The sequence below is a fragment of the Marinifilum sp. N1E240 genome (assembly GCF_009295825.1).
GTDB lineage: Bacteria > Bacteroidota > Bacteroidia > Bacteroidales > Marinifilaceae > Marinifilum_A > Marinifilum_A sediminis.
Genome location: NZ_WHKF01000008.1, coordinates 41,939 through 54,398, shown reverse-complemented (window position 1 = coordinate 54,398; position 12,460 = coordinate 41,939). Strand labels below are relative to the sequence as shown.

Here is a 12,460-nt window from a genome sequence, read left to right as displayed (position 1 = left end):
AAAACCACTTCATCTGAAGTGGTTTTTTTATGAGTTTATTTCTTTTTGAAGATTTTCAAATTTGGTTTCTTCGGTAATTTGATATTTAAAAATGATAGATAAGAAGAGGTGTATCTGTCAATTTTTTTATCGTAAACATCACCAATTGTAATCATTATTCCTGTTTCTTCCACATCTCCAAAATGAGTATTTACGGCAGTTCCGAAACATTTCATAGTTGGCGAAAGCCCCATGTATGCATTAATAAGTGGAGGAATATTTTCTCCGTTACTGCGTACGTTCTGCGATAGCACTTTGTAGTTTTCATCAAATGTATCGAAGCAAAAATCTTTTGCCAATTGCTCTTCATCCATATCAGTTTGAAGAGGAGTTGTTGGTGTGGCAAGTTTATCAGGATCGTTGAACATTTTGTTCATGAAATAGAGAATGTGATTGCGCGCATCTCTATTGTAATCAGGATACATAGTAACCTTACCAAAGAAATATTTAATTTCGGGGTAATCAATAATTAATGCCCCCAGTCCATCCCAAAGGTTGTCCAAAGCATACAAGCTTTTTCTTCCTTTTTTAATCGATTGATAATCTGGCTGAACAAATGATCTTCCAAGTTCAATTGTATGGGGCAGGTAATTTTTCTTAAAATCATCCGAAAAATTAAATAATCTCGAGGTTGCCAAATAAGTTTCACCTTTTTCATTAACAGGTGCGTTGTTGCATAAAATGTATCGGTATCCTCCCAAAATTTCTTTTGCCTTAGGATCCCAAACAATCAGTTGATGATATGGTTTTTCGTCAGTATCAAATTTGTCAACATCAATTTCTTTACCTGTGCCTCCTCCAGCTTTACGAAATGTTATTTCTCTTAATCGACCAACCTCTTTCATTAGATTTGGAGAGTCGTGATGAGTAAAACAATAAATTTCATTAGACCCCTTGTTGGTCTTGCGTACAAATCTCTCTTCAGTCAACTCTTTTTCAAGTTCCTCTCTCGGTACAGGGGGTATGATTTCTTTCATCAGTAAATGGTGTTAAATTCTTAAAATAGAGGATGATATATTATTCGGTTCTCAGTTTGGTTAATCTGTCAAATGAAAATACTAAACAAATGGCTAATTAAAACAGAAATATGATTATATTTTTGATAAATGATAATTAGTTTACTGCTTTGCTAACTTATAGGTTTCTCTTTTCATTTTCTCTGCCCATTTATCATACGATAAGCTTTTATCAAAAGTTTGGTAAGCGATGGGTTTTCCGATTCTAACAGTAAAGGTTTTACCTCTTTGCTTGAATAATTCGTTTGGCAAATATAACATTTCCAAATTAGATTTTAAACCAAAGAATTTTCTCAGGTTTGCTAAATTGTAGAAAAAGTTAGAATTTCTGCCATCTATATGAATGGGTACAATGTCGCGTTTGTGTTTTTTCGATTTTGCGATAAAGCTTTTTTTCCAATCTAAATCTTCAATTTTTCCCTTTTGTTTTCTTGAGACAAGTCCTGCAGGAAAAGTCAGAATTGTAGCATCAGATTGATATGCATCTTCAAGCATTAGAGCTGCTTTTTTAGCTTGTCCTCCATGTTTGTTGATTGGAATAAATATTTCAGATAAATTTTTGATATTCATTAAAATGTCATTTACTAAAAATTTAATTTTACTGAATTCTTTTCCAAAAATGCTAATAAGAATGATTCCATCAGGTCCTCCTAAGGGATGATTAGATGCGAATAAATACCTGCCGTTTTTATCTAAATTTTCAAGCCCTTCAATTTTGAAAGTGATATCAAGTTCTTCCAAAACACTATCAGCAAATTCAATTCCTTGTTTTTGATAATTTCTTGAAAGGAAATCATTAATCTCATCTTGATGAAGAATTCTTTTCAGGTATCGAATAATAAAGCCAGGAAGTAGTTTTGCCATTTTTTCACTTTTACTGGCAAATACTTTTTCTATATCTATTTTAGGATAATTATTTGAATTTTCGTTTTGCATAAAAATCGATGGTCATATTATTTGGAGAGCAAATATCGCAAAAAACTTGGTTTGTTGTTCTAAATTTTAGGGCATAATCAAACTTATTGAGGAATAATTACTTGTGTGTGTAAAGAAAAGTTATCAACAATAACAGAAAAGTGGGGTGAAGTGGTTGAAAGTGGGTAATTTTTTCTCTAATTTTACAAATGTAAATTGATTTTTTTAATGGTAACATTTATAGGCGATTATCAATGTAGATTGGACGCGAAAGGTCGGGTTTTATTGCCTTCTGCGTTTCGGAAACTTCTAAATGGAGATTCTGAAAGTCGTTGTGTGCTTAGAAAAAACTTATACGAAAAATGTCTCGATTTATACCCATTGCAAGAATGGGAACGGCAAACTGAGATGGTAAGAGCCAGATTAAATCCGTTCAATAAAAAGCATGCGGGATTTATGCGAGAATTTTTTAGAGGAACTGCCGAAGTTCAAATTGATGGGAATGGAAGAATTTTATTGCCTAAGAAATTTTTCGATTTTGCTTGCTTTGATAAGGACATTACATTGGCAGGACAGGATGGGAAAATCGAAATTTGGGATTCTAAAACCTACGAAGAATCTGCTTGGAGTCAGGATGGGTTTAGTGATTTGGCTGATGAGATTTTAGGAGGAGATATAAAGCCTGAATAATTGTTGGTTTTGTTAGAAGGGTGTTGTTCCTTTGCGGGCTTAATTCAATTGCATTTAAAAGATTTATAATGAGTGAATATCATATACCAGTTTTGTTAGGAGAAAGCATCGAAGGATTAAATATTAATCCTGAAGGTGTGTATGTAGATTTAACCTTTGGAGGTGGAGGTCATTCGCGTGAGATTCTGAAGCATTTGACTACTGGAAAATTAATTGGATTTGATCAGGATGAGGATGCAGAAGCCAATGTTCCGGATGACGATCGATTTATTTTTGTACGTCACAATTTCAGGTATTTTAAAAATTTTCTAAAATATCTTGGGTACGAAAAAATTGATGGAATATTAGCGGATTTGGGCGTTTCCTCACATGAGTTTGATGTTGCTGAACGTGGGTTTTCATTTCGATTTGATGGTGATCTGGATATGAGGATGAATCAAAGTTCAGAATTTACTGCAGCAGATATCCTTAATGATTACGATGTTGAAGATCTTTTTAAGATTTTTAAAATGTATGGAGAGGTTAAAAATCCAGGAAAACTAGTAAGACTGATTGAAAATTATCGAAAGGAAAATTCTTTTAAAACTATACAGCAATTTAAAGAAGTAATAGCTCCTTGTACACCGAAATTTAAAGATCACAAATATCTGGCTCAGGTGTTTCAGGCTTTAAGAATTGAGGTTAACAAAGAAATGGATGTGCTGAAAGAAATGTTAATGCAGTGTGCTGATGTTTTAAAGCCTGAGGGTCGTTTAGTTGTGATCACCTATCATTCACTGGAAGATCGTTTGGTGAAAAATTACATTCGCGATGGGAAATTTGAAGGTGGAGCTGATAAAGACTTCTTTGGTAACGTTCAAACTCCACTTTTAAGTGTGAATCGAAAAGTGATTTTACCAAATGAGGAAGAGATTGAATTGAACGGAAGAGCACGTAGTGCAAAGTTAAGAATAGCTAAACCTAATTTGAAATAAGAATGTTTAGGTTCAAAAAGAAATATAACGATTTTGTAACTCCTAATCAGGAACAGAAAGAAATTTCGAGTAGTTCGTTTAAGGATTTTATCGATGGGAGTTTTCTTACAAAAACGGCAGTTGTACAACAATTGCCCTTTGTGTTATTTCTTGTTGGATTAGGAATTTTTTATATCAGTAACAGATACAATTCTGAGAAGGTTTATCGAGATATGATTAGGCTTGAAAAAGAGTTGAAAGACCTAAGATTTGAATCCATTACAACAGCTTCGGATTTGATGTACATGAGTAAACAGTCGGAGGTAGTAAAAAGAGTGAAACGAGATGGCTTGGATTTGATTGAATCAACGGAGCCGCCAATAAAAATATATTTAGAGAAGTAGTGCCGATAAAAAAAGATATCATATGGCGAGTTGGTCTAATCTACACAACAGTAATGCTGGTTGCAGCATTGGTAGTTGGTAGAGTTGTGTACTTGCAATTGTTCGAAGGAGACAAGTGGCGTAGTAAAGCCCAGACGATTTCGCAACGAGATGTGATTGTACATGCAAATCGTGGAGATATTTGTGCTGATGATGGACGATTATTAGCTAGCTCGTTGCCTTACTTTCAAATTAGAATGGACTTTCGTGCTTCAGGTTTAACCGATAAGGTATTTAAATCTAAAGTTGACTCTCTTGCATTGTGTTTGTCTCGATTTTTTAAGGATAAATCGGCAAGTGAGTACCGAAGAAAATTATGGAAGGCTAAATACAAGACCAAATCGAACCGTTATATTTTAATTAACCGACGAAAAGTTAATTACAATGAACTTAAAGTACTTAAAACTTTTCCTCTGTTTCGATTGGGGAAAAATAAGGGTGGATTGATTTGTGAACAGGAAAATAAAAGAATCCAACCGCATAAAAATTTAGCAACAAGAACTATTGGATATCTTAATAAAGAAGCTAATAATAAGCGAATTGGTAAGGTTGGAATGGAAGGCGCTTTTGAAAGTGAACTAAAAGGTGTTGATGGGATTAGTGTGATGCAAAAAATGTCTGGGCGTTGGTTACCGGTAAATATGGTTGAACCAAAAGATGGAAATGATTTGATTACAACGATAGATGTCAATTATCAGGATGTTGCCGAATCTGCTTTGCATCAGCAATTGATTAAATACAATGCTGATCATGGTTCTGCTATATTAATGGAAGTTAAAACAGGTGCAATAAAAGCAATTGCTAATTTAGGATACGATCCAGAAAAACAAGCTTATCGCGAAAGGTATAATTATGCAATTGGTGAAGCTACGGAACCTGGTTCTACTTTTAAATTGGCATCGATGATGGCTTTGTTAGAGGATGGTTATATCGGACCAATGGATTCCATAGATACGGGTAATGGAGTATATCGTTTTTACAATGCTAAAATGAGAGATTCTCATCATGGAGGATATGGTAAAATAACCGTGCAGGAAGCTTTTGAGAAATCTTCGAATGTGGGAATTTCAAGATTAGTTGATGAGCATTACAAGAATAAGCCACGATCATTTATTAATAGATTGTATGAGTTTAGATTGAATGTACCATTGGATTTAAATATTAAAGGAGAAGGAAAACCAAAAATTAAATATCCCGATGATCCAACATGGTCAGGAATTTCACTTCCGTGGATGTCGATAGGATATGCCGTGGAACAAACGCCGCTTCAAACCTTAACGTTTTATAATGCTATCGCAAATAATGGTAGAATGATGAAACCAAAATTTGTAGAAGAGATCAAGTACCATGGAGAAGTGATTAAAAAGTTTGATGATGAGGTTTTAGCATCGAAAATTTGTTCTGGACAAACATTAGACATTGTGCAAAGCATGCTGAAAGGGGTTGTTTTAAGAGGAACAGCCAGAAATCTTAGAAATTCAAGTTATTCCATTGCGGGAAAAACTGGTACGGCTCAAATTGCGGATAAAAATAAAGGATACGGAAAGAAAGTGTATCAAGCTTCTTTTGTTGGATACTTTCCAGCTGATGATCCAATGTATTCTTGTGTTGTTGTGATAAATCGTCCTAATAAGACCAAAGGGTTTTATGGAAATCAAGTAGCAGGTCCGGTATTTAAAACCATTGCCGATAAAGTTTATGCAATGAGTTATTCAATGCATCCGGTTAAAGAAGAAGTTGAAGAAGATGGTCCTTTGGTACCAGTATCATTAAACGGGAATAAAGAAGATTTGGATTTGGTTTTTGAAGGTTTAGATATTGAAGTAACGAATAAAGATATACAATCGGAGTGGGTGATGACTTCCCGCAAAGATTCAGTAATTGAATACAAATACAGAAGAGTGAAGAATGCATTGGTTCCTAATGTAAAAGGAATGGGAGTGCAAGATGCATTGTATATTTTAGAGAATGCAGGTTTAAAAGTAAATGTGAAAGGTGTTGGAGCTGTTTCGAAACAATCACTTCGACCTGGATCTTACTTTAGAAGGGGAGATAGAATAACAATAGATTTATCTTAAAGGATGAGTATGAATTTAGACGGACTTTTTGATTCAATAAAGATACAAAGCCTTAAAGGAAATAGAAATGTGGAGGTGAATAACCTACATTTTGATTCCAGAAAGGTTCAGAAAGGTGATTTGTTTGTGGCATGTCGTGGTACAATTAGCGATGGGCACAAATATATTGAGGCTGTGGAGAAACAAGGAGCAAATGTAATAGTTTGCGAAGAATTGCCACAGGTTAGTAATGCGGAAACTACATACATTTTGGTTGAAGATTCATTGGCAACTCTTTCTCAATTGGCACACAATTATTATGGGAAGCCAACTGAGAATATTCAATTGGTAGGTGTAACCGGAACCAACGGTAAAACTACAATTGCAACTTTGCTTTACAAGTTATTTAAGAACTTGGGATATAAAGTAGGGCTGCTGTCAACGGTTTGTAATTATGTAGATGATAAAGTAATTCCATCGACTCATACAACACCAGATCCATTGCAGTTAAATGCATTGTTGGCACAAATGGTTGAGGAAGGATGTGAATATTGCTTTATGGAAGTAAGTTCGCATGCTATAGATCAAAAGAGAATTGGTGCACTTGATTTTAAGGGTGGAATATTTACAAATATCACTCACGACCATTTAGATTATCACAAAACATTTGATAATTACCTAAAAGTAAAAAAGACATTCTTCGATCAATTGGGTAAGAAATCATTTGCGATAACCAATGCAGATGATAAAAATGGTAAATTGATGTTACAGAATACGAAGGCTCATAAATTTTTGTATTCTACCAGATCATTTGCAGATTTTCGTTGTAGAATTCTTGAGAAGCATTTTACAGGCATGCTGTTGGAAATTGATGATGTTGAAATTTGGACCAATTTTATTGGTGATTTCAATGCTCACAATTTATTATCGGTATATGGTGCTGCTCGTTTGTTGAACCAATCGAAAGAAGAAGTTTTAACAGCCATTAGCGAATTAAAATCAGTAGATGGAAGATTCGAAAGCATAATATCACCGGAAGGAGTTATGGCAATAGTTGATTATGCTCACACACCGGATGCTTTGAAAAATGTTCTAGAATCGATAGATGTATTGAGAACCAGAAACGAGCAGGTTATTACTGTAGTTGGTGCTGGAGGCGATCGAGACAAGACGAAGCGACCCTTAATGGCAAAAATTAGTGCTGAATTGAGCGATAAGGTAATACTTACATCTGATAATCCACGTTCGGAAGAACCGGATAAGATAATTTCGGATATGAAAGAAGGTGTAGATGCGAGCAACCAGAGAAAGGTGTTAGCAATTACCGATCGCAAGGAGGCTATTCGAACCGCATGTATGTTGGCACAAAAAAATGATATCATTTTGGTTGCCGGAAAAGGTCATGAAGATTATCAGGAGATAAAAGGAATTAAGCATCATTTTGATGATAAAGAAGTAATACGAGAAATTTTTAAGCTGTAGCTATGTTTTATTATTTATTTAGGTATTTAAATCAATTAGATTTTCCAGGAGCGGGAATGTTCGATTACATTTCATTTCGTGCCGCATTGGCAATAATGATGTCTTTGTTCATTGCTACCGTTTTTGGTAAAAAAATCATTCAGCTTCTTCAGAAGCAACAAATTGGCGAAATTGTTCGCGACTTAGGATTAGCGGGTCAGCTTGAGAAAAAAGGAACTCCTACTATGGGAGGACTTATTATTATCATTTCTATTTTAATTCCTGTATTGCTTTTTGCAAAATTGGATAACACCTATATCATTTTAATGATTATCACAACGGTTTGGTTGGGGTTAATCGGATTTATTGATGATTATATAAAAGTATTTAAAAAAGATAAGGCAGGATTAAAAGGAAGATTTAAGGTTGCCGGTCAAATAGGCTTAGGACTAATTGTTGGATTAACTCTTTTCTTAAGTGATGATGTTGTTGTAAGAGAGAGAGCTGAGATTGATGAAATTGGGATTCAAACAGAATTGGTTGATGAAGGTTTTTCTTCGGAGCAACCAGGTGCAACTCGTTTGACTACCGATGTTAAGTCAACGAAAACAACCATTCCATTCTTTAAAAATAATGAATTTGATTATGAATCATTAGTAAGTTTTGCTGGAGAATATGCTCCTGTGTTGGCTTGGTTGGTGTTCATTATTATTACAATTTTTATTGTTACTGCGGTTTCTAATGGAGCTAATATTACTGATGGATTAGATGGCTTAGCAACAGGATCGTCTGCAATTATTGGTGCAACTCTTGGAATATTGGCTTACGTATCAGGTCACGTTGTTTATGCTGATTATCTGAATATCATGTACATTCCAAATTCTGGTGAATTGGTAGTATTTATTGCTGCGTTTATAGGTTCTACCATTGGATTTATGTGGTACAACTCTTATCCGGCACAAGTGTTCATGGGAGATACAGGAAGTTTATCATTAGGTGGAATTATTGCTGTTTTTGCCATTATTATTCATAAGGAATTGTTGATTCCAATTTTGTGCGGAATCTTCCTGGTTGAGAATATTTCGGTTATGATGCAGGTTTCATGGTTTAAATATACTCGTAAGAAATACGGAGAAGGTAGAAGAATATTTAAAATGGCACCATTACATCATCACTATCAAATGAAAGGATATCCAGAACCAAAAATTGTTACTCGTTTTTGGATTATTGGAATTTTTCTTGCCGTGATAACAATAGTAACACTTAAAATTAGATAAGTCATATGGCAAAAAGACTTGTTGTTTTAGGTGCAGGAGAAAGTGGAGTTGGTGCAGCTGTTTTGGCAAAAGCAAAAGGATTCGAAGTATTTGTTTCCGATTTGGGAAAGATTAGTGAGAAATATAGAAATGCACTAAACAGTTACCAGATTGAGTTTGAAGAGGAACAGCATAGCGAAGATTTGATATTGTCAGCAAGTGAAGTTGTAAAAAGTCCGGGAATTCCTGATACAGCTCCTTTGATACTAAAATTAAAGGAGAAACAGATTCCTGTAGTATCTGAAATCGAATTTGCAGGAAGATATTCCAATGCAAAAATGATTTGTATTACTGGAAGCAATGGAAAAACAACCACAACATTGATGTTACATCACATGTTGAAAAAGGCTGGATTAAACGTCGGTTTGGCAGGTAATGTTGGTGAAAGTTTAGCCTGGCAGGTTGCCGAGAAAAATTACGATCACTATGTGGTTGAATTAAGCAGTTTTCAACTTGATGGAATGTACGAGTTCAAAGCTGATATTGCAATATTATTGAATATTACGCCTGATCATTTAGATCGGTACGATTATAAAATGGAAAACTATGTAGCTTCTAAATTTCGCATAACACAAAATCTTACAAAAAGGGATGCTTTTGTGTTTTGTAGCGACGATGAGATCATCAGCAATGAAATGAAGAATCTAAACTCTAAAGCTCAATTGTTTCCTTTTTCAGTAAAAGAAAAACTGAAAATAGGAGGCTGGATTGAGGATGAACTTATAAAAATTGATTGTAACGAATACAACTTTTCTATGGATAAAAAGGACTTGTCATTGCCCGGAATACATAATGAATATAATTCTTTGGCTTCAGGAATTGCGGGAAGTGTTTTGCGTATCAGAAAGGAAACAATACGCGAAAGTTTGAGCGATTTTCAAGGTGTTGATCATCGATTGGAAAAAGTTGTAAAAGTTAGAGGTATTCAGTTTATCAACGATTCAAAAGCTACAAATATCAACTCAACCTGGTATGCTTTGGAAAGTATGGAAGAACCGGTAGTCTGGATTGTTGGCGGGGTTGATAAAGGTAACGACTATTCTGTCCTTTTTGATTTGGTAGATGAAAAGGTAAAAGGAATTGTTTGTTTGGGAATCGATAATAAAAAGATTCATGATGCGTTTGATGGCAAGGTAGATATTATTGTTGATGCCGGTTCAATGGAACAGGCAGTGAAGTTATCATACGAAATTGCTAACAAAGATGAAATAGTATTGTTATCGCCAGCTTGTGCGAGTTTCGATTTATTTAAATCATACGAAGATCGTGGATTACAATTTAAAGAAGAAGTAAGAAATTTGTAAATGTTCTGATTAATGGGAAGCTTGTTGAAAAAATTAAGTTTGCGTGGAGATAAAGTAATTTGGATCATCATATTGCTTCTATCCATGATTTCCTTACTTGTAGTATATAGTTCTACCGGAACTTTAGCTTACAAGGTAAAAGGGGGAAATACTTCCTATTTTTTCATCAAACAATTGTTTCTATTGGGCGGATGCTTTTGTATCATGTATGTGGTACATAGAATTCCACATCGATTTTATTCAGGATTTGCGAATATAACACTCATAGTTTCTATTGGCTTATTGATACTCGCTAAATTAATAGGAACTAACCTAAATGATGCCTCGCGTTGGATTACCATTCCAGGTATTGGCTTTAACTTTCAACCATCGGAATTGGCTAAGCTTGCGCTGATATTGCATGTTTCCAGAACTTTATCCAGATATCAGGGAAAGGATGGATGTAAAAATGAAGCATTTCTACATTTGATTATACCTATTGGTGTAGTTTGTGGTTTAATTTTCCTGGATGACTTCTCTACATCAGTTTTATTGGGAGGTATTTGTTACTTGCTCATGTTTATTGGTAGAGTTGCTAAGAAATATATGTTGGGAACCGTTGGCGCAGTATTAATTGTTTTAGTGCTTTTAATTGCTGCCGCTCCGTTATTGCCAAGTGTAGGTCGTATTCAAACGGTTCGTTCTCGAATTGAGAATTTTTTTGGCGATGAAAAGAATGTAAATAACAGTCAGAACTATCAGGTTGAGCAATCGAAAATTGCCGTTGTTTCTGGTGGAATAATTGGAAAAGGTCCGGGGAATAGTACGCAACGTAATTTTTTACCACACCCTTATTCCGATTTTATATATGCCATTATTTTGGAAGAAATGGGCTGGACAGGAGGATTCAGTATACTGGCATTCTATCTGTTTTTGCTTTATCGGGGAGGATTGATTGTAAGGAAATGCACCAGAACCTTTCCAGCATTTTTAGTGATAGGATTGACTTTGAGTATCGTTTTTCAGGCATTAACAAATATGGCAGTATCGGTAAATTTAATTCCTGTAACAGGGCAACCATTGCCATTGGTAAGTATGGGAGGAACCTCATTAATTTTTACCAGCGCAGCATTCGGAATGATTTTGAGTGTTAGCAATTGGGCTAACGAAGAAGAAAAGAGATTAAATGAAGCAGAAAATTAAAATAATAGTCAGCGGAGGAGGAACAGGTGGACACATTTATCCAGCCATTTCAATTGCGAATGCTTTAAAACAAAAGCATTCCGATTGTGAGATTCTTTTTGTGGGAGCTGAAGGTAAAATGGAAATGGAAAAAGTTCCTGCTGCTGGATACGATATTATTGGATTACCAATTCGTGGTTTGCAAAGAAGTTTTACAAAAGAGAATTTGAAATTTTTCTCTCGTTTATTAAAAAGTATATGGAAAGCAAAAGCAATAGTAAAGGGTTTTCAACCCGATGCGGTTGTTGGTGTTGGTGGATATGCCAGTGGACCATTATTGCGTGTTGCTTCTAAATTGGGTGTTCCAGCATTAATTCAGGAACAGAATTCCTACGCAGGAATCACCAATAAGCTTTTGGCAAAAAAGGCAAAGAAGATTTGTGTTGCATACGAAGGTATGGAGCGATTTTTTCCAAAAGATAAAATCATCTTAACTGGCAATCCTGTTCGAAAAGATTTGTTGGAAATAGAATCAAAAAAAGCTGAAGCTCTTGAATATTTTGGCTTGGATACCAATAAAAAAATCATTTTAATTGTTGGAGGAAGCCTTGGAGCCAGAACTATTAATAATAGTGTGTTGAAATCATTGGACGCAGTTTCACAATCGGATGTTCAAATTATCTGGCAAACAGGGAAATTCTACATCGAAAAGGTACAAGAAGAGGTAAAGAATTGGGATCTTCCTAATTTAAAAGTTTCTGACTTTTTAAGCAGAATGGATTTGGCATATGCTGCCGCAGATCTAGTTATTTCCAGAGCTGGTGCGGGAACCATTTCTGAACTTTGTTTGGTTGCAAAACCAAGCATTTTGGTGCCTTCACCTAATGTGTCAGAAGATCACCAAACAAAAAATGCAATGGCTTTGGTAAATAAGGATGCTGCAGTTATGGTAAAAGATATTGATGCAGTGCAAAAGCTAATACCAGAAGCTTTGTCATTGATCACAAATGAGGAAAAGTTGAATCGCTTATCGGTAAATTGTAAGGAATTGGCAAAACCGAATGCGGCTGATGATATAGCGGAACAAATTCTTGCAATGATATAG

General features: G+C 35.0%; 11 protein-coding genes. 9 read left to right on the top strand and 2 right to left on the bottom strand.

Annotated elements, in window-relative coordinates; genetic code table 11:
- Window positions 1-35 precede the first annotated feature (35 nt).
- Together GCQ56_RS16665 and GCQ56_RS16660 are read right to left on the bottom strand one after the other, a co-directional pair.
- Complete coding sequence (locus GCQ56_RS16665; protein ID WP_152735672.1) at window positions 36-1,016, bottom strand: GNAT family N-acetyltransferase; 981 nt, start codon at window positions 1,014-1,016, stop codon at window positions 36-38.
- A 141-nt stretch (window positions 1,017-1,157) separates the two neighbouring features.
- On the bottom strand, window positions 1,158-1,991 hold the full coding sequence (locus GCQ56_RS16660; RefSeq protein WP_152735671.1) for a 1-acyl-sn-glycerol-3-phosphate acyltransferase: 834 nt from the start codon (window positions 1,989-1,991) through the stop codon (window positions 1,158-1,160).
- Between the two features lie 207 nt (window positions 1,992-2,198).
- Here GCQ56_RS16660 and mraZ point away from each other — a divergent pair, with 207 nt between their 5' ends.
- The 9 genes from mraZ to murG all read left to right on the top strand — a co-directional run bounded on the left by mraZ (window position 2,199) and on the right by murG (window position 12,460).
- A complete protein-coding gene (gene mraZ, locus GCQ56_RS16655) occupies window positions 2,199-2,660 on the top strand; it encodes a division/cell wall cluster transcriptional repressor MraZ (protein WP_152735670.1) in 462 nt (153 codons plus the stop codon).
- Between the two features lie 68 nt (window positions 2,661-2,728).
- Window positions 2,729-3,634 carry a 16S rRNA (cytosine(1402)-N(4))-methyltransferase RsmH gene (gene rsmH, locus GCQ56_RS16650; RefSeq protein WP_152735669.1) on the top strand — a complete coding sequence of 302 codons (906 nt, stop codon included), beginning with the start codon at window positions 2,729-2,731 and terminating at the stop codon, window positions 3,632-3,634.
- A 2-nt stretch (window positions 3,635-3,636) separates the two neighbouring features.
- A complete protein-coding gene (locus tag GCQ56_RS16645; protein ID WP_152735668.1) occupies window positions 3,637-4,017 on the top strand; it encodes an FtsL-like putative cell division protein in 381 nt (126 codons plus the stop codon).
- A complete protein-coding gene (locus GCQ56_RS16640) occupies window positions 4,017-6,134 on the top strand; it encodes a penicillin-binding protein (protein WP_299994218.1) in 2,118 nt (705 codons plus the stop codon). Before GCQ56_RS16645 ends, GCQ56_RS16640 begins: the two co-directional genes overlap by 1 nt.
- A gap of 9 nt (window positions 6,135-6,143) precedes the next feature.
- On the top strand, window positions 6,144-7,595 hold the full coding sequence (locus tag GCQ56_RS16635; RefSeq protein WP_152735667.1) for a UDP-N-acetylmuramoyl-L-alanyl-D-glutamate--2,6-diaminopimelate ligase: 1,452 nt from the start codon (window positions 6,144-6,146) through the stop codon (window positions 7,593-7,595).
- Between the two features lie 2 nt (window positions 7,596-7,597).
- Window positions 7,598-8,851, top strand: coding sequence for a phospho-N-acetylmuramoyl-pentapeptide-transferase (gene mraY / locus GCQ56_RS16630; protein ID WP_152735666.1), 1,254 nt, complete (start codon window positions 7,598-7,600; stop codon window positions 8,849-8,851).
- Between the two features lie 5 nt (window positions 8,852-8,856).
- The gene (gene murD, locus GCQ56_RS16625) at window positions 8,857-10,194 is read left to right on the top strand and encodes a UDP-N-acetylmuramoyl-L-alanine--D-glutamate ligase (RefSeq protein ID WP_152735665.1); all 1,338 of its coding nucleotides are present in this window, start codon (window positions 8,857-8,859) and stop codon (window positions 10,192-10,194) included.
- A 24-nt stretch (window positions 10,195-10,218) separates the two neighbouring features.
- Window positions 10,219-11,376 carry an FtsW/RodA/SpoVE family cell cycle protein gene (locus GCQ56_RS16620; protein WP_227006096.1) on the top strand — a complete coding sequence of 386 codons (1,158 nt, stop codon included), beginning with the start codon at window positions 10,219-10,221 and terminating at the stop codon, window positions 11,374-11,376.
- Entirely contained in the window at window positions 11,360-12,460 is a 1,101-nt protein-coding gene (gene murG / locus GCQ56_RS16615) for an undecaprenyldiphospho-muramoylpentapeptide beta-N-acetylglucosaminyltransferase (protein WP_152735663.1), read from the top strand. Before GCQ56_RS16620 ends, murG begins: the two co-directional genes overlap by 17 nt.